14 protein-coding genes are annotated in these 17,561 nt (G+C 63.5%); 6 read left to right on the top strand and 8 right to left on the bottom strand.

Annotated features, from left to right (window positions below; genetic code table 11):
* Positions 1-552 (top strand): (2Fe-2S)-binding protein (locus LXM94_RS13330; protein WP_235771957.1); only part of this gene is annotated, 552 nt, incomplete at its 5' end.
* Complete coding sequence (locus tag LXM94_RS13325; RefSeq protein ID WP_235771956.1) at positions 524-1,603, top strand: NAD(P)-dependent oxidoreductase; 1,080 nt, start codon at positions 524-526, stop codon at positions 1,601-1,603. The genes LXM94_RS13330 and LXM94_RS13325, both read left to right, overlap by 29 nt.
* A 34-nt stretch (positions 1,604-1,637) precedes the next feature.
* Here LXM94_RS13325 and LXM94_RS13320 read toward each other — a convergent pair whose 3' ends face one another.
* On the bottom strand, positions 1,638-2,813 hold the full coding sequence (locus LXM94_RS13320) for a DeoR/GlpR family DNA-binding transcription regulator (protein WP_235771955.1): 1,176 nt from the start codon (positions 2,811-2,813) through the stop codon (positions 1,638-1,640).
* Between the two features lie 81 nt (positions 2,814-2,894).
* Here LXM94_RS13320 and LXM94_RS13315 point away from each other — a divergent pair, with 81 nt between their 5' ends.
* From LXM94_RS13315 to LXM94_RS13305, 3 genes are all read left to right on the top strand, one after another.
* Positions 2,895-4,109 (top strand): polysaccharide biosynthesis/export family protein, encoded by a 1,215-nt coding sequence (locus LXM94_RS13315; RefSeq protein WP_235771954.1) that lies wholly within the window; start codon positions 2,895-2,897, stop codon positions 4,107-4,109.
* Between the two features lie 161 nt (positions 4,110-4,270).
* Positions 4,271-6,283 carry a capsular polysaccharide biosynthesis protein gene (locus LXM94_RS13310; RefSeq protein ID WP_235771953.1) on the top strand — a complete coding sequence of 671 codons (2,013 nt, stop codon included), beginning with the start codon at positions 4,271-4,273 and terminating at the stop codon, positions 6,281-6,283.
* A gap of 197 nt (positions 6,284-6,480) precedes the next feature.
* Positions 6,481-7,902 carry a capsular polysaccharide export protein, LipB/KpsS family gene (locus LXM94_RS13305; RefSeq protein ID WP_235771952.1) on the top strand — a complete coding sequence of 474 codons (1,422 nt, stop codon included), beginning with the start codon at positions 6,481-6,483 and terminating at the stop codon, positions 7,900-7,902.
* A 45-nt stretch (positions 7,903-7,947) separates the two neighbouring features.
* On the opposite strand, the gene LXM94_RS13300 is transcribed toward LXM94_RS13305, so the two are convergent.
* The 7 genes from LXM94_RS13300 to cysD form a co-directional block, all read right to left on the bottom strand.
* Positions 7,948-8,982 (bottom strand): DUF2793 domain-containing protein, encoded by a 1,035-nt coding sequence (locus LXM94_RS13300; protein ID WP_235771951.1) that lies wholly within the window; start codon positions 8,980-8,982, stop codon positions 7,948-7,950.
* Between the two features lie 165 nt (positions 8,983-9,147).
* Positions 9,148-9,828: an ABC transporter ATP-binding protein gene (locus LXM94_RS13295; protein WP_235771950.1), complete on the bottom strand. Its 681-nt coding sequence runs from the start codon at positions 9,826-9,828 to the stop codon at positions 9,148-9,150.
* A complete protein-coding gene (locus LXM94_RS13290) occupies positions 9,825-10,616 on the bottom strand; it encodes an ABC transporter permease (RefSeq protein ID WP_235771949.1) in 792 nt (263 codons plus the stop codon). Before LXM94_RS13290 ends, LXM94_RS13295 begins: the two co-directional genes overlap by 4 nt.
* Before the next feature lie 39 nt (positions 10,617-10,655).
* Positions 10,656-12,086 (bottom strand): hypothetical protein, encoded by a 1,431-nt coding sequence (locus LXM94_RS13285; protein ID WP_235771948.1) that lies wholly within the window; start codon positions 12,084-12,086, stop codon positions 10,656-10,658.
* Positions 12,087-12,225: 139 nt separating this feature from the next.
* A complete protein-coding gene (cysQ, locus tag LXM94_RS13280; RefSeq protein ID WP_235771947.1) occupies positions 12,226-13,029 on the bottom strand; it encodes a 3'(2'),5'-bisphosphate nucleotidase CysQ in 804 nt (267 codons plus the stop codon).
* Between the two features lie 58 nt (positions 13,030-13,087).
* Complete coding sequence (nodQ, locus tag LXM94_RS13275; protein WP_235771946.1) at positions 13,088-14,980, bottom strand: bifunctional sulfate adenylyltransferase/adenylyl-sulfate kinase NodQ; 1,893 nt, start codon at positions 14,978-14,980, stop codon at positions 13,088-13,090.
* Positions 14,980-15,927 carry a sulfate adenylyltransferase subunit CysD gene (gene cysD, locus LXM94_RS13270; protein ID WP_268965116.1) on the bottom strand — a complete coding sequence of 316 codons (948 nt, stop codon included), beginning with the start codon at positions 15,925-15,927 and terminating at the stop codon, positions 14,980-14,982. Before cysD ends, nodQ begins: the two co-directional genes overlap by 1 nt.
* 329 nt (positions 15,928-16,256) lie before the next feature.
* Between cysD and LXM94_RS13265 the strand changes: the two genes are divergently transcribed.
* A partial coding sequence (locus LXM94_RS13265) for an FAD-dependent oxidoreductase (RefSeq protein WP_235771944.1) occupies positions 16,257-17,561 on the top strand: 1,305 nt, incomplete at its 3' end.

The raw sequence follows: 17,561 nt of genomic DNA, 5'->3' as shown, positions 1-17,561 counted from the left end.
TATGGTTTCGCGGTCTGGGCGGAGCGGCCCGATGTGTCCGATGCGTCCTACTGGGCCGTCGCCCGGGCCGAGGGCGGATGGCGCACGGAACTGGCATTCGGCGTCGAGCCGGGCGACTGGATGGCCTGGTGCCGCGCGGCAGGCCGGATGGCCGACACGGTCGAAGCGCTCGGTTATGCCGACAGGGAAACGGGGGACCGACGGCTTGCCTTCTTCGAGGGCGATCGGCTTGTCGCGGCGCTGTTCATTGCCCGCGAACCCGTCGCAGTGTCGCGAAACTGGGCCGTCGGCCAGTTGACGGAACCGCATGGCAACGGCCGCAAACGCTTTGCGGTCGTTGCCGGCAGGCCCGGTGCCGACCAGCCGGATCCGGGCGCCACGGTCTGCGCCTGCTTCTCCGTCGGCGTCAACCAGATCGTCGCCGCCGCTGCGAAGGGCTGCCGCACGATCGAGGCGGTCGGCGAGGTGCTGAAGGCCGGAACCAATTGCGGCTCCTGCCGCGCCGAGATCAGGGGAATCCTCAATGGGCTTCATGTCGCCGCGGCGGAGTGACGTCGCCGCTTCATACACCGCCCGCATCGGGCGGCTTGCCAAGCTTCCTGTCTTCTGGGCGCTCGACGGCCGTCCGGTGCTGCTCGCGGGCGGTTCGGACGGTGCCGCCTGGAAGGCGGAACTTCTCGCGGCATGCGGCGCGGAAGTCCATGTCTTTGCCCCCGCGTCCGAGGTCGGAGCGATCATGGCCGCCCTGTTGATCCGCCAGGCGGCCCTCCCCGAAGGGAGCTTCGTCCACCATGACTGCTCGTGGCACGATGCCTACTTTCCCGGATTTGCCATGGCCGTCGGCGACTGCGGGGACGACGAGGAAGCAGAACGGTTCCACCGGATGGCCGTTGACGCGGGTGTGCCCGTGAACGTCGTCGACAAGCCTGCCTTCTGCCAGTTCCAGTTCGGCGCCATCGTCAACCGTTCGCCCGTCGTCATCGGTATTTCGACCGACGGCGCGGCGCCGGTGCTCGCCCAGGCGATCCGCCGGCAGGTGGAGTCGGTGCTGCCGGCCAGCCTGCCGCAATGGGCGGCACTGGCGCAGCGGCTGCGCGAGACCGTCAATCGGGCATTCCAGCCGGGCTCGTCGCGCCGCCGTTTCTGGGAAATGTTCGTCGCGCGCGCGTTTTCGTCCGGTGACGTGCTCACGGCAGAGGCGTTCGAGAGCCTGTTGCGGAGCGGCGCCGGAGCCGGGGAGGACCGGCAGATGCATGTCGTGCGCCTGCGGAGCCGGGATCCCGAGTTGCTGTCGATGCGGGTGGTGCGGTTGCTGCAGTCGGCTGACCGCATTCTTCATGACGGGCGCGTTCCGGCCGTGATCCTCGAGCTCGGTCGTCGGGAGGCGGAACGTTCGGTCGTTCACCGCGACGGTTGCGCGACGTCGGACCTGCCGGCATCGGCATGCACGCTCGTTCACCTCGTCGAGGGCGACGACGCGGCCGTTTCGGAGATGGCCCTCGCATGGCGCCGGCGCGGCCTGGCCGTGCATGTGCACGATACGGCGGCAGTCTCCCTGGGCGTTTCTCAGGATTGCGTCGCCGCGCTTTCCGCAGTGGCGTAGTACGCGTCTTGCCGGGCCTTGTGCTGCCTGCGGCCTAAGAGTTCCGGGCGTCGGCTATATGCACTTCGATATTGTTGGCCGCCAGCATTGCACGGATGTCCTCCGGCGGCTCTGCGTCGGTCACCAGCATATTGTAGGTCTGCGGCTCGGCGATGGTGATCGGTGCGATCCGCCCGAATTTCCGCGAATCGGCGACGATGATCCGGTTCTGCGCATGGTGCGCGACGGCACGCGACATCTCGGCCTCCTGCATGTCCTGGATCATGAAGCCGGATTGGGCATTGATCGCGGTGACCGACAAGATGGCGTGCTGGACGTTGAAGCGCTCGACGAAGCTCACGGCTTCGGCGCCGAAGGCCCCCCCATCGTGACGGCGAAGTTCGCCGCCGGCGAAGAAGATGCGGTTGTTGTTTCGCGTCGCCAGCGCATGCGCCACCGACAGGGAATTGGTCACGATGAAGAGTTCGCGGTGCTTTTGCAGTGCGACGGCGATGAAGGCCGTTGTCGAGCCGATGTCGAGGAAGAGCGCGTCGCCGTTTTCGATGAGGGTCGCCACCTTCGCCGCAATGATGCGCTTGGCCTCGGCGTTCTCGCCCATGCGGAAGTGGAGCGGCGGCTCGATCGAGCCCTTTGACATATGCACACCGCCGTGCACCTTCGTGACGAGGCCGTTTGCCTCGAGGGTCTTGATGTTTCGCCGGATGGTTTCTTCCGAGACATGCAGACGCTCTGCAAGAAACTGGATCCGGCTGGAGCCGCCCGCAAGGCGCAGTTCCTCCAGGATTTCCCGTTCTCGGTGATTCGATAGGGCGGGCACGTCCAGTCCGTTGTCCATGCAAACCTCGAAGCTGTGCATATGGGTGCATATGGCCGGATAAAGTGTCACACTTTGCTCCGGTTTAAAATTCGGATTTCTGGGGGTATTCGTGGATTTTCGAGGTTTTTGACTGCGGAAGATCCAAGGACGGCGGTCACGTTGCGGCGCCGTGACGGTGACGGTGGCGACAGGTCCGACGCTTTCGCCGGTTGGAGCCTTTTTGCCGCACCTGAGGAAAAAACCTTTGAAGGAGAAGGGTTTTGTGACCGGCCCTTCAGAAATCATCTTTTCTTGCCGTAACGAATGTGCAAGGGATTTGCTCCATGTTGGGAGAGCGAAGAGACCGTGCGGCTGTCTTCGCTTGGACGATGGTGAGACATTGCGCTTCTGCATCTGCGACATTGATGGGTGCGGGCCGGCGTCTGAATTGGGCGTGATGCGGACTGGCATTGCGCTTCGGAGAATTGCATTGTGATGTTGAAGACTGATGGCATCGGCGGGACGCACACGGGGCTCGCGCGGTCGGTGATGCGGCTGTTTCTCGGAACGGCGCTTTTGACGCTTTCCGGTTGCCTCGTTCCCAACGACGGCCCTTTGACGCACGAAGTCATCGCCGCAGGAGCGGGCGGCAAGTCCTATGAAATCCCGAAGACCAAGCTCGTCTTCGACGTGGTCGATATCGACCAGCGCGTTGCCAACGGTGTTACGGCACTTGGGCGTCCCAGCCTGTCGCGCACCTTCGGATTCGGCGGCGCCGGCGGCGTGCCCGTGATCGGCGTCGGCGACGAATTGCGTGTCACGATCTTCGAAGCAGGCCCCGACGGGCTGTTCTCGACGGCGGAACGCAAGTCGACCGACATTCCCGTCGTCGTCCAGCCGGACGGTCGCGGCCAGATTCCCTATGTCGGTTCCGTGCGTTTCGCCGGCATGACCCTCGATTCGGCGCGCGACACGATCGTCGAGGCGCTGAAGGCAAAAGCGGTCGAACCGGATGTGATCGTCACCTTGGCCGGCAATCAATCGCGAACCGTTTCGGTGCTTGGCGACGTGCGCAAGGCCTCGATCGTGCCGCTAGGTCTCAATGCCCAGCATCTCAGCGAAGTGCTGGCGAGCGCCGGCGGGCCGAACAAGCCGCCATACGATACCTATGTCACCTTGAAGCGTGGCGGTCGCACGGGAACGATCCTGCTCCAGTCGCTGGTCGAGAACCCGAAGGAAGACATCATCGTCAAGCCGGACGATCAGATTTACGTCACCTTCGATCCGCAGACCTTCTCGGCGCTCGGCCAGACCTCCAAGAGCGGCAAGATTGAGTTTGCAGGGGCAAGCCTCAGCCTGGTGGAGGCAGCGGCGCTCGCGGGCGGCGGCAACTTCTCCACCGCCGATCCGGGCGGATATTTCGTCTTCCGCTACGAGTATGAGAGCGTCTACCGGCAGGTTGTCGGCGAGGACCGCTTCCGCGATCTCCTGTCGCGCGGGCTGGCGCCGGACGAGCAGGGCCGGTATCCGATCGTCTATCGCCTGGACCTCGCAGAGACGCAGAGCTACATCGTCGCGCAGTCCTTCCCCATACGGCATCGCGACGTGATCTACCTCGCGCGCCACCCGGCGACGGACTTCCAGAAGTTCATCCAGATCATCAATGGCGGCAGCACGACCGCCTACAACATCCATCGCGTCACGGAATAGCGTCGGCCGGGTCGCAGGTGTAGGCTTGCGACACCTGACGCTCCGCGTCGCGGTGCGTCCTCGCGGCTTGTGCCGGCGTCCTCGCCGTCATCCTTGTGCAAAGGCAACGGAGTGACCCGCATGCAGGCATGGATGATGACGGGAAGAGCGTGACGAAAGAGATGTCCAGGACCTACGCAGTGATGTCGCTCGTCCTCTGGCGCATCCGCTCGGACATAGAGACCGTTCTCGGCGCGCGCGTCGTCCTCTGGCCGCTGGCCGACCCTTTTCGCATCGATGGTTTTATCGGGTGGGGGCAGAGGCCCTCCGGTCTCCGCGCGGCGAGGTTGGCCGGCCTCTTCGGCAAGGAGAGGATCCTGCTGGAGGACGGCTTCCTGAAAGGCTTTTCGCCCGGCGCGGGCGAGCCATCCCATTCCTTCGTCGTCGACCGAAGGGGAATTTATTTCGACGCGCGCGGCGGAAGTGACATCGATGATGTGCTTGCCGCTCCGGTGACACAGGACGACCTCGCCCGCGCGTCCGAGATGATCGGTGTGCTGCGCGCCAACCGTCTTTCCAAATACAACAACAGTCCCCTCGTCGGACTGCGCGAGGCGGGCATACCGCAGGGTCGGCCCTATGTGCTGCTGGTAGACCAGGTGGCCGGCGATGCCTCGATCCCGGGTGCCCTTGCTTCGCACGAGAGCTTTGCCGGGATGCTGAGACAAGCGATGAAGGCGCATCCCGCATCCACGCTCGTCGTGCGCACCCATCCGGCGGCCGGCGATCGCAGCCTCCTGCGCCGCGCCGCGCGCGACGCCGGCATCGAGATCGTCGTGCCGCCGCGGATGAACCCCTGGCCTCTCCTGGAAGAGGCCGAGTGCGTCTATACGGTGTCGAGCCAGCTCGGTTTCGAGGCGCTGATGGCGGGGCGGCCGGTGCACTGCTTCGGCGTCACCTACTATTCCGGCCGCGGCGTCACAACCGATTGGGTTGCCGCACCAAAGCCGCGCGCGCCGCTGACGGTTGAAGAGATCTTTGCCGGCGCCTTTCTGAGGTACAGCCGCTATCTGGACCTGCACGACCGCACGCCCTGTTCGCTCGAGCGTGCGGTGGAGCAGATGCTGACGGTTCGCGATCAACGGGCGCGGCTCGAGGCGAAAGTCTACACAGGTGGCCTTTCGCCCTGGAAGCGCCGCGCGCTGGCACCTTTCCTGGTTGGCATGCAGGGGGAGCCGATCCATTGCCGCGACCTTGCCGAGGCGGAGCGCGAGGCAACGGCGAACGGCGCCGCTGTGGCGATCTGGGGGTCGGACCGTCCGCTGCCGCGGCAGGCGTCCGGCTTCCGCATCGAAGACGGTTTCATCCGGTCGCGCGGTCTCGGCGTCGATCTCGCCATGCCGTCCTCGGTGGTCTTCGACGGCGAACACGTCTACTACGACGCGCGTGGCGAGAGCCGGCTGGAGGCGCTGATTGCCGGCCGGGCGTTCGATGCAGGGCTTCGACGGCGCGCCGCGGCGTTGAGGCAGCAGATCATCGAGCGCGGCGTCAGCAAATACAATGTCGGCGCTGCGGTGGACCTGCCGCAGGTCGAGGCCGGCCGGCTGAAAATTCTGGTGCCCGGCCAGGTCGAGAAGGATGCCTCGATCCGCTTCGGGTCTCCGTGGATCAAGACGAATGCGGACCTCGTTCGGGCGGTGCGCGTGCTCTACCCGGATGCGTTTCTTGTCTACAAGGAGCATCCGGACGTTACCTCCGGTGTAAGGTCCGGCGGACAGGTCCCCGATGCAGCCGACGAGATCGTGCGCACCGGCGATATCATGCACTGGATCGGCTGGGCCGACCGGATCGAAACCATGACGTCGCTCACCGGTTTCGAAGCGCTGATCCGGGGCAAGGCGGTCGGCGTGCATGGCATGCCGTTCTATGCCGGTTGGGGGCTGACGGAGGACCGTCATCCGATAGCGCGTCGCAACGTGGCGGTCGATATGGATACGTTGGTCGCGGCTACCCTCATCGCCTATCCGCTCTATGTCCACCCGGTGAGCCGCCTGCCGTGCCGTCCGGAGGATCTCGTCGCCGATATCGCGGCGGCGCAGCCGCGGAACCGCATCATCACCGCCCGCCTCGGCGATTCCGTTGCACGCGTCGTCAACAGGATGGCCGTGGCGGTCCGGGATCGACGGCTCGGATGACGGTGCGCGGGGCCACCGTCGGGGGCCGACGGTGATCGTCTCGCTCGCTGGCAAAGATGTCACGCTTTAAGAATTATTGACGGGCGGAGCGGGCGAGGACGCCGGAGATCGGTTGATTCTGCCTAAGGCTTATGCAAAGACCGGGTCCGATCAGATTCCCGATATGCCAGAGCATCATGACCGAAAACAAGGATACTATGGCTCGCGCACGCGGTACGGCGGCTGAAACGAAGCAGGCCGCCGGAGGCCGGTCCTCGCCTCTGGTCTATCTGAACCTGCGGCGTCGTTTCAACAGACCCTTCCCGTCGAAGAATGCGCCCCGCGTGCTGTTGCTGCAGGGGCCGGTCGGCCCGTTCTTCCGCAAGGTTCAGGCTCTGTTGAACAGCAATGGGTTCGATGCCTGGCGAGTGTCCTTCAATGCCGGTGACAGGATCTTCACCGCCAAGGACAAGAATCTCAATTTCTCCGGCACGCTCGACGCCTGGGAAACCTGGTTTTCCGAGATGGTCGCCGAACACGGTTTCGACTTTGTCGTGCTGTTCGGCTGCGAGCGTGAGATCCATCGCATCGCCAGTGCGCAATGCGAGAGGAAGGGCATTCCCGTCATCTGTCTGGAAGAGGGCTATATCAGGCCCGGCTACGTTACGATGGAGTTCAGCGGCAACAACTGGCGCTCGCCCATTGCCGGAAAGCTGCCGCCGGAGGAATTCGTCGCGAGCGAGGCCGAGCGCAAGGTCGTTTCCTATCCGAGTTCCTTCGGCGCGATGGCGAGTTACGCATTTCTGTATTTCTCTCTGCGCGGCCTCTTTTCCACGGTCGGCGAACGGCGTCTGTTCCACAAGCAGAAGCGGGCGCTCGCCTCCGAGGCCTTCTACTGGTTCAAGAACTATTACCGGAAGTTTCGCAACCTCGCAGACAACTACCGGAGCATCGAAAAGCTGTTGGAGCACCACGATCACAAGTATTTCGTGATCCCGCTGCAGGTGCACGATGACAGCCAGCTCGGTCGCGCCGCGGGCAGCTGGAACAATCAGAAACTCATCCTGAAGTCGATCGTCTCCTTTGCGCGCAACGCGCCGCCCGGTTACCAGCTCGTCTTCAAGATCCATCCCATGGAGCGTGGCCACAGCCGCGACTGGCAGTTCATTCGTCAGGTCAGCCTGCTGAACGACGTGGCCGACCGCGTTCACATCCTCGACGGCGGTTCGCTCGGCCTTCTGACCCGTCATGCGGCAGGCATGGTGACGATCAACAGCACGTCCGGCCTGTCCGCGATCTTCCATGGAATTCCGCTTGCCGTCATGGGCCAGGCGCTGTACCGCCATCCCGAGCTCGCCTATTGCATCACCAAGGGCATCGACCTCGACAGCTTCTGGACCCGCGACAAGGTGGCGCCGGCGGAGCTGCGCAAGACCTACCTCGCCTGGGTCAAGGACAATTGTCTCGAGGCGGGCGACTTCTACGCCTATGAGGGCATGGAGGCCGCGGCGAATGCGCTGCTCGCGAAGCTGCAGGCTGCGGTACGAGAGCGTGCGAGCACGCCCCGGCCCACCGCGGACGGCGCCGTCGTCGTCGCCGGCTCGTTCCGGCAGGATCTGCAGGGCGGCGCCGCCGTCTGACCGGCCGCAATTGGGGGCACGGCGCGAAATGCGCGGCCACCTCACTTACCCAAATGCAGCAATGCCGAGGCTGGTGGCATCCGCGCCGAAAGACAGGCCGGCAGTTCCCTCATGGTCGAGCACGATCCAGTCGCCTGCATCCAGTACCGCAAGGGTCGCTATCGTGCTCTTGCGGCCGATCGTCTGCGCGGCAGATGTCCCGATGCTTGCGAGTGTGACCGAGCCGTTGCGCAGGATCGATATGCCGAAGGCAGCGCTGGTCGTGGCAACGACCGAAAGCACCAGGAGATAGAGACCGGTTTCCGGCACCAGCAACCGCTGCCCCGCGACAAGGTCCGTGGTTGGTCCGAGCTCGAAGCCGCCCGCAAGCACCGTCCAGCTGTCGAATCCCGTTCGCCCGCCGTCTGACGGCGCGTAGCTGGCCGCATCCAGATGGACATGCGCGACGGGGCGCGCCGGGGTCGCCACGAAGCCGCTCGCCGACACCGTCAGCGCGTCGGACCAGCTTGCTCCGTCGGGGCTGACGCGAAGACTGAACCCGTCCGTGCCGGCGAGCCCCATTTCCGCGCGGCCGCTCCAGTTCGACTGGAAGAGCAGGGAGGCCGTATTCGCCGCCGATGCCTTGTTGATCTTCATGCGGTGGTCGTCGCCCGCGTGGGTGAAGAGGCTCGAGGGCGCGCCGACCGCAAGGCGGTTCGTATCATCCGCGCCGGTGCCGACGCCGAGGCGCGGCACGCTGCCGACGATCCCGAACGGCGACCAGGCCAGGCCGTCATGAATGAGGAGGCGCTGCTGCGCCCGATCCCAGGCAATCCAGCCGTGCCGCGGCTGGACGAACTGCCAGACGCCGTCCCTCCGGCGCGCGAGTGCGCCGGGATGGTCCGCCCAGCCGTCAACCGGCGCATCGCCGATGCCGTAGGTCGCGCCGTCGTCCGCCGCCGCCGGCGGATCGTTCAGTACGCCGTCGATGGCCAGTTGAACCGTCGCGTCGAGAATGTCGAGGGCCTCGTTGTGCGTCACGTGCTTTTGGGCCTGTGCAGGCAGGATATAGGGAAGCGCAAGCGCGGGAGTTTCGTCCATTTCGCATCCTTTCATGCGGTGCAGAGCGCCTCGGGCTCCAACTGCTTCAAGGATAGGGTGCGCGCTATGGGCGGGGAAAACGAGGAAGCCGGCGGCGCAATGGATCGGCAGCGGGCTGCTGGAGGAGCCACGCGGCACAGCGCGCGGACAGCATGCGGTTCCGTGCTATTGAGCGTTGCCGCGCAGGCCGCGTTTCAGATTGTCTTCGTGGACCTCGATCGCCTCCTCGATGTCGTCGTAGAAGGTAAGCTCCCCATTTTCGAGCACGCCACCGATGTCGCAGAATGCGCGCAACAGCGAGGACGAGTGAGAGACGAGGAGCAAGGTCGAATTCTCCCGGCGATCCTCGAAAACCGCCTTGCTCTTCTTCTTGAATGTCGAGTCTCCGACGGCGATCACCTCGTCGATCAGATAGTATTCGAAATCGATCGCCATGCAGATGCCGAAGGCGAGCCGTGCCTTCATGCCGGCAGAGTAGGTCTTTACCGGAGTGTCGAGATAGGTGCCGAGTTCCGAAAAGTCCGCGACGAAGTCCACGACTGCGCGACGGTCCTTGCCGTAGATGTCGGCAATGAGCTGGCAGTTCTGGTTGCCCGTGAGCTTCCCCAGCAATCCACCCTTGAAACCCAGCGGCCAGGAGATGCGGCCATCACGGATGATGCGGCCACGATCCGGCATGTCGCCGCCGGCGATCAGGTTCATCAGGGTCGACTTGCCGGCGCCGTTCCGGCCGAGGATCCCGATGTTCACACCCGGCCGGAAAGCCGCCGTGAAATTTCTCAGGATGACCTTCTTGCCGCCGCCCGGCTTCGGAAAGGCTTTCGAGACGTTTTCGAAGATGATCATTCGTTGATGATCCGGTTGCGGAACAATCGCTCCAGCGCCAGCCCCGTGGTCAGCAGGATCGTCGAGACGGACCAGAGATAGGTTTTGCTGAGAACCGTATGATAGTCGAGATAGGTGGTCGACCGGAACCATTCGACGCAGTGCAGGAACGGATTCCACCAGATGATCGTGATGAATTCCGGCGGCATCGAGGATGGCACGAAAAGAATTCCGGATGCGATCATCAGCGGCAGGCCCAACATGCCCAGGATTGTTTTCCAAAGCGGCACGATAACGCCGAACGTTGCGTTGAAGACGCCGAACGCGAACGCGAAATAGATGATCGATATCAGGCACGCCGTGAATTCGAGCGGATATACGATCACTGATCGGTCGAGATAAACGGTTACGAACGTGATGAAAATCGTGCTGATGACGGCCCAGAGAATGAGTTCGAACAGGAAAGCCGCCACGACCGTGTCGAGCGGGCGTATCAGGGGAAACGTCAGCATGGATTGATTCTGCGAGATCGCACCTTCGGTCTTGGCCGAGATCGCCCGAGTCATCCGAAACGCCAGAATGCCGGTCAGAAAGAACAGAATCGCGTTGTCGCCGAAGGGGATGGCGGCCCGAATCACGCCGTGCATGAGAAGATAGATGCCGATCATCGCGCCCGGCTCCGCGAGCGCCCAGAAAATGCCCATCGGCCCGTCTCCGAAGCGCGTCAGCGCATTCCGGATGACGAGCGTGGTGACGATCCGGATGTTTTCCGAGAGTGCGTAACGGAAACCTTTTTCGACATATTCCATGGGCTCAAGACACGCTCAGAAGCGACACGAGATCGCGCGTCAGATCGCGTGATCCTTGATCGACCGGAAACAGAAATACCCGATCAGCCAGATTGCGAGGAAGGCCGCGACCAGCATGAGGGTCGTCTGCAGCCGCTTGGGGTAGAGGGCAACCTCGGGACTGCTGGGACGCACATAGATCGCGAAGTAACGATCGAGCTTCTGCGCATCCTGAACGGCGGTTTCGAGCGAGGCAAGCGTCGCCATGTAGGCCTTGGTTGCGAATTCCTGCTCGAGGGTCAGAGCGCTGAACTGATTCATGAGTTCGGAAATATTGCGGGCTTCCGCAGCGCCGCGCCGATCGGTCTTCGGTGTGGTTCCCGTACCGACGCGCGTCTTCTGCTCGGTCAGCTGTGCTTCCGCAGCTGCGATCTGCCGTTCCAGCACCCGAGCCGAGGGTGCGTCAGCATTGACGGTATCGAGCAGCGCCTTATATCGCGTCTTCATGCTGGCGATGTCGCGCTCGAGGCTGCCGATGATCTGAGATTCGAGCGTTGCAAGCGCCTGAGGATCGATGGCCTGTTCGCGCTGGCGCAAGTCATCGAGTTCCGTTCTGACTTTTTGCAGCCGCACCTCGGCGCGCGCCACCTGCTGGTTCGCGACGCCGATGATCTGGCTGCGGGAGTCTTCCGACAGCGTGTTGACGAGGCGTTCGGAGACTTTCAGGATACCGTCTGCGATCAACTTGGCGTCGGTCGGCGAGAAGGCATAGACCTGCAGCGTCACGTTTCCGGTGGTGGAGTTGAAGCTGACCTGCACCATGTCGCGCCAGTAGGATACGAATTCATCGAACGGACGGTCCGTCGTCTGCCGGTAGAAGAAGTCTATATTGTTGCGCGCGTACATTTCGCGCACATCGACGCCGGCCTTGTCGCGCAGATCTTCAAGTATCTGCAGGGACTGGATGTAGTCGGCGACGATGTAGGAATCGCCCGTCTGCACCGATGTTCCAACCAGCGCCGTCAGGCCGAGGGCCGTGGCCGTGTTCTGCGTGGCGCCGCGAACCGCAAACTGTGCTTCCACCTCGTATTGCGGCGTTGCGATGAGGGCAAAGTAGAAGGCGGTCGCAAGGGACGGCAGGACGACGGCAAGAGCGAAGAAGAGGAGCGCGATCGGGTGCCGATTGCGCTTCTTCTGCATCTTCGGCAGTTCGAGCATCGATTTGGCGGTCGTGTTTCCAGTCGGCTTGCGTCGCCCGAGGATCTGTGCGTCGTCGTCCTCGTCCAGTTCGCTGCGGCGACCACCTTCGTTCTGCGTTGCCTGCCGCATGAGCTTCCGCTTCTGGCGTTCGGCGCGCCGTGCGGCGCGCTCCTTCGCCATGTCGAGAAGATTGCTGCGGGGATCGGAAACGGGCGGTTCGGGACGAAGGAGTTCCGGCGATGATGTAAGATTGTCGTTCTTCACGTCGGATCCACTCGTAAAGTCGCGCATCATTGGGCATCCAGTGCCTGTTCCGCGCGCAGTTTATTGTAAGTTGCGGCGGTGCACAAGCAGTCCGTCGCCGATCCTCGTCGGCACGGGGCGGGACGGGGGCGCTTCGGATGCCGTTTCCCCCTTTAATGCGGTGGATTTATGACGCCGACTGGTCCTCGGCCGATCCCCAACCGATGAAATTCATATTCGCGAAGTCGCTGTCGCTCTTCTGGTCGACCTTGCCGTAGACGAAGGGCCTGCCGTCAACCGTCGTCACCTGGCCGCCGGCGGCCCGCAAAATGGCATCACCCGCGGCGGTATCCCATTCCATGGTCCGGCCGAAGCGGGGATAGACGTCGGCGGTCCCTTCCGCGACCAGGCAGAACTTCAGCGAGGAGCCGACGGAGGTGCAGTCGGTGACGCCGTGCCGCTCCAGGAAAGCGAGGGTTTCCGGGCTGTTGTGAGAACGGCTCGCAACCGCGGTCATGGAGGCAGGCCGTCGGCGGCAGGTGATCGGCGTCCGGTTTGCGATCGCGAAGCCGGACGTGACCTCGAACTTGAAGGCCCGGCCGCGGCTGGCGGTATAGGCGACCCCCCGTGCCGGGGCATAGACGATGCCGGCAACGGGCGCACCGTTTTCGATGAGGGCGATGTTGACTGTGAAATCGTTGCGCCGGTTGATGAATTCCTTCGTGCCGTCGAGCGGGTCCACCAGGAAAAACGGCCCGGTGCCGATGGTGGGAACGCGCCCTGCCGCCACCGATTCCTCGGCAACGACCGGGATTTCCGGGAAGCGTTCGGCGAGCAGGCGAAGGATGATCGCTTCCGCCCGTTCGTCGGCCTCCGTCACGGGCGACTGGTCGTCCTTCAGCGCCACGTTCGGGCCGGACTCATAGACCTCGAGGATCGCCTTGCCCGCCGCGATCGCCGCTTCCTCGAATGTTTCGATAAGATCTTTCATGCGTGCCGTCGCGATGCCGGCTCCGGCATCGCCCTCCGATGCTGCCTGTCCGGCGCCTTTACTGGCCGTTCAGGAAGGTTTCGATCTGGATCGCTAGTTCGACGGGCTCGTGGCCGATCGTATGCAGGTGGATTTCCGGGCTCTCCGGCGACTCGTAGGGTGAGCTGATGCCGGTGAAGTTGTCGATTTCGCCGGCGATCGCCTTCTTGTAGAGGCCCTTGGGGTCGCGGCGGGCGCATTCGTCGAGGGGCGTATCCACGAAGACCTCGATGAACTCGCCGGGCTCGAAGAGATCGCGCGCCATCTGCCGCTCCGAACGGAACGGCGAGATGAAGGAGACGATCACGACGAGACCGGCCTCCGTCATCAGCTTGGCGACCTCCGCCACGCGACGGATGTTTTCGACGCGATCCTCCTGGGTGAAACCGAGATCGCGGTTGAGCCCGTGGCGGATATTGTCGCCGTCGAGCATGAACGTGTGGCGGCCCTTGGCATGGAGGAGCTTCTCGACCGTGTTGGCAATCGTCGACTTGCCCGAGCCCGAATAGCCGGTGAACCAGAGCACCGCCGGCTTCTGGTGCTTCAGCGTCGCGCGGGCCTCCTTGTTGATGTCGAGCGCCTGCCAGTGCACGTTCTGGGAACGGCGCAGCGGAAAGTCGATCATGCCCGCCCCGACCGTCTGGTTGGTGAAGCGGTCGATAAGCACGAAGTTTCCGGTGACGCGGTTGTCCCTGTAGCTGTCGAAGGCGATGGGCGACTGCGTCGAGATGTTGCAGACGCCGACCTCGTTCATATGCAGCGACTTGGCCGCTTCCTGGGCGAAGGTGTTGATGTCGATATGGTACTTGAGCGTCGTGATAGTGGCACTGACGCTGTCGGCCTCCGTGCGCAGAACATAGCTGCGACCCGGCATCATCGCATCGGCATGGAACCAGATGACATGCGCCATGAACTGGTCGGCCACGTGCGGCCTGTCGCCGGGCGAGACGAGCATGTTGCCACGCGAGGCTTCGAGCTGGTCCTCGAGCACGATCGTGACGGCCTGGCCTTCGACCGCCGTTTCGAGGTTGCCGTCCCAGGTCACGATCTCCTTGACGCGGGAGGTCCGGCCGGACTTGGCGACGGTCACCTCGTCACCGACCGAGACCCGACCGGAGGCGACCTGGCCGGAAAAGCCGCGGAAATCCAGGTTGGGGCGCGTGACCAGCTGCACCGGCAGGCGGAACGACCTTTCAAGATAGTCGTTTTCGACCGGCACGGTCTCGAGGTGCTCGAGAAGCGTCCTGCCCTCATACCACGGCATGTTTTCCGACGCCGTCGTCACGTTGTCGCCGAAGCGGGCCGACATGGGGATCGGCGTAATCGTCTTGAATCCGAGGTCCTTGGCGAAATCCATGTAGTCGGCGACGATCTTGTCGAAGACCGCCTGGTCGAAGTCGACGAGGTCGATCTTGTTGACCGCGACCACGATATGGCGGATGCCGAGCAGCGAGGCGATGAAGGAGTGGCGTCGGGTCTGGCGCAGGATCCCCTGGCGGCTGTCGACGAGCACGATGGCGAGATCGGCCGTCGAGGCGCCGGTCGCCATGTTGCGGGTATATTCCTCGTGGCCGGGCGTATCGGCGACGATGAACTTGCGCTTCGAGGTGGCGAAGAAGCGGTAGGCGACATCGATGGTGATGCCCTGCTCGCGCTCGGCTTCGAGCCCGTCGACGAGCAGGGCGAAGTCGATGTCCTCGCCCGTCGTGCCGTGCTTGGCGCTGTCGCGCTCCAGGGCGGCGAGCTGATCCTCGAAGATCAGCTTGGTGTCGTAGAGCAGGCGGCCGATCAGCGTTGACTTGCCGTCGTCGACGGAGCCGCAGGTCAGGAAACGCAGGAGCGATTTCTGCTCCTGGTCCGCAAGGTACTCCAGCATGTCGCCGGAAACGTCCTGGCTAAAGGCGGCAGTCATCAGAAATATCCTTCACGCTTCTTCTTTTCCATGGAGCCCGCCTCGTCCTTGTCGATGAGGCGGCCCTGGCGCTCGGAGGTCCGCGCGGTCAGCATCTCGCGCACGATGTCCTGCAGCGTATCGGCGTCGGATTCGATCGCGCCGGTCAGCGGGTAGCAGCCGAGGGTGCGGAAGCGTACGAGACGCTGCTCCACCTTCTCGTCCTTCTCGAGCGGCATGCGGTCGTCGTCCACCATGATGAGCATTCCGTCGCGCTCCACCACCGGCCGCTTGGCGGCGAAGTAGAGCGGCACGATCGGGATGTTCTCCTTCATGATGTACTGCCAGATGTCGAGCTCCGTCCAGTTGGACAGCGGGAACACCCGGATTGATTCGCCCGGGCCGACGCGGGTGTTGTAGGTCTTCCACATTTCGGGCCGCTGCGACTTCGGATCCCAGGCGTGCTGGTTGTTGCGGAACGAGAAGATGCGCTCCTTCGCGCGCGACTTCTCCTCGTCGCGCCGCGCGCCGCCGAAGGCTGCGTCGAAACCGTACTTGTCCAGCGCCTGACGCAGCCCCAGCGTCTTCATCACGTGGGTGTGCACGTTCGAGCCGTGCGTGAAGGGGCTGATCTTCTGCGCGACGCCGTCCGGATTGATATGGACGAGCAGGTCGATGCCGAGTTCGGCGGCCATGCGATCACGGAACGCGGTCATCTCCCGGAACTTCCAGGTCGTATCGACATGCAGGAAGGGGAATGGCGGCTTTGCCGGATAAAAGGCCTTCATGGCCAAATGCAGCATCACCGACGAATCCTTGCCGATCGAATAGAGCATGACCGGATTGGCAAAGGTCGCCGCAACCTCGCGGAAGATGTGGATGGCCTCAGCTTCAAGGCGCTGAAGGTGGGTGAGGGACATTGGTTTTGCGTACTCCTTGACGGATCTTCGATCGCGCAGCTGACGCATACCGAAATCGCAATGGCTTTATTAAGTCGGATTCATGAAAGCAACCGTTTCGACACCGGCGCTGTTGTTCCGCGCTGGATTTTAGCGGTCGCAGTGCAGAAATGACACGAGATCGCGCGCATGCGCCGCAGCCCGCCTGCCGGCACGGGCCCGCGGGGCCTATGGCCGAAACGCGTCATCCGCCTTCGCTCCGGTGGCTTTAACCCCCTGCCGGTTCGCACTAGCATCATGTCTTCCTGCCGGGGCGTTCGAGCCGGCATCGCAGCCGCGGAATTCAGCTTCACGTCACAACGAAGGGCACCGCGGCGTGCCCGGCACGGAGATCGCCCATGAAAAGCCACGCCAGGGTCGTCGTCATCGGTGGAGGCGTCGTCGGATGTTCGGTGCTCTATCACCTGACGAAGTTCGGCTGGACGGACCTGGTCCTCGTCGAGCGCTCCGAGCTGACTTCGGGTTCCACCTGGCACGCCGCCGGTGGCATGCACACGATCAACGGCGACCCGAACGTCGCGAAGCTGCAGAAATACACCGTCGAGCTCTACAAGGAGATCCAGGACTATTCCGGCCAGGACATCGGGCTGCACATGACCTCCGGCATGATGCTCGCCGCCACGAAGGAGCGATTCGACTGGATGAAGTCGATCCTCGCCAAGGGGCGCTACATGGGACTGGAAGCCGAACTTCTGACACCGAAGGAAGCCCACGACCTGATGCCGCTTCTCGATCCCGACCAGTTCGTCGGCGCGGTGTTCGACCCGGTCGAGGGGCATCTCGACCCGTACGGCACGACCCATGCCTATGCGAAGTCGGCAAAGAAGAACGGTGCCGAGATCTATCTCCACACCAGGGTGGAGGATCTGGTGCAGCGCGAGGATGGAAGCTGGCGGGTCATCACCAACAAGGGCGAGATCGTTGCCGAGCATGTCGTCAACTGCGGCGGGCTCTGGGCGCGCGAGGTCGGCCGCATGGTCGGGCTCGAACTGCCGGTGCTCGCCATGGAGCACATGTATCTCATCACCGAGGACATGCCGGAGGTCATCGAGTTCAACCGGTCGCGCGGCAAGGAACTGATGCACTGCGTCGATTTCGACGGCGAGATCTACCTGCGCCAGGAGCACAACGGCATGCTGATGGGCACCTACGAGAAGGCGTGCCGGCCCTGGTCGCCGCTGACGACCTCGTGGGACTTTGGCCACGAACTGCTCGAAGAAGACATCGAGCGCATCACGCCCGAGCTCGAAGTCGGCTTTCGCCATTTTCCCGCCTTCAACAGGGCGGGCATCAAAAAGGTCATCAACGGCCCCTTCACCTTCTCGCCGGACGGCAATCCGCTGGTCGGCCCCGTGCGCGGCATGACGAATTTCTGGTCGGCCTGCGCGGTTATGGCGGGCTTCAGCCAGGGCGGCGGCGTCGGCCTGGCGCTCGCCAACTGGATGATCCACGGCGATCCGGGTTTCGATGTCTTCGCAATGGACGTCGCGCGCTACGGCGATTTCGCGACGCTCGCCTATACCAATGCCAAGGTCCGTGAGAACTATTCCCGCCGCTTCTCGATCCGCTATCCGAACGAGGAACTGCCGGCAGCCCGTCCGCTTCTGACGACCCCGATCTATGACCGGATGAAGGCGGCCGGC

The organism is Rhizobium alarense (assembly GCF_021555155.1).
Taxonomy (GTDB): domain Bacteria; phylum Pseudomonadota; class Alphaproteobacteria; order Rhizobiales; family Rhizobiaceae; genus Rhizobium_D; species Rhizobium_D alarense.
The sequence above is the reverse complement of the archived record's forward strand: the minus strand, read 5'-3'. Positions and strand labels throughout refer to the sequence as shown.

Bases quoted from the DNA above. Each gene is read 5' to 3' on its own strand.
- LXM94_RS13285 (WP_235771948.1), bottom strand. From the start codon at position 12,086: ATGCGCGACTTTACGAGTGGATCCGACGTGAAGAACGACAATCTTACA.
- LXM94_RS13310 (WP_235771953.1), top strand. From the start codon at position 4,271: ATGTCCAGGACCTACGCAGTGATGTCGCTCGTCCTCTGGCGCATCCGC.
- LXM94_RS13305 (WP_235771952.1), top strand. From the start codon at position 6,481: ATGGCTCGCGCACGCGGTACGGCGGCTGAAACGAAGCAGGCCGCCGGA.
- LXM94_RS13290 (WP_235771949.1), bottom strand. From the start codon at position 10,616: ATGGAATATGTCGAAAAAGGTTTCCGTTACGCACTCTCGGAAAACATC.
- LXM94_RS13325 (WP_235771956.1), top strand. From the start codon at position 524: ATGGGCTTCATGTCGCCGCGGCGGAGTGACGTCGCCGCTTCATACACC.
- cysD (WP_268965116.1), bottom strand. From the start codon at position 15,927: ATGCGTCAGCTGCGCGATCGAAGATCCGTCAAGGAGTACGCAAAACCA.
- LXM94_RS13320 (WP_235771955.1), bottom strand. From the start codon at position 2,813: ATGCAGAAGCGCAATGTCTCACCATCGTCCAAGCGAAGACAGCCGCAC.
- LXM94_RS13295 (WP_235771950.1), bottom strand. From the start codon at position 9,828: ATGATCATCTTCGAAAACGTCTCGAAAGCCTTTCCGAAGCCGGGCGGC.
- LXM94_RS13315 (WP_235771954.1), top strand. From the start codon at position 2,895: ATGTTGAAGACTGATGGCATCGGCGGGACGCACACGGGGCTCGCGCGG.
- LXM94_RS13300 (WP_235771951.1), bottom strand. From the start codon at position 8,982: ATGGACGAAACTCCCGCGCTTGCGCTTCCCTATATCCTGCCTGCACAG.
- nodQ (WP_235771946.1), bottom strand. From the start codon at position 14,980: ATGACTGCCGCCTTTAGCCAGGACGTTTCCGGCGACATGCTGGAGTAC.
- cysQ (WP_235771947.1), bottom strand. From the start codon at position 13,029: ATGAAAGATCTTATCGAAACATTCGAGGAAGCGGCGATCGCGGCGGGC.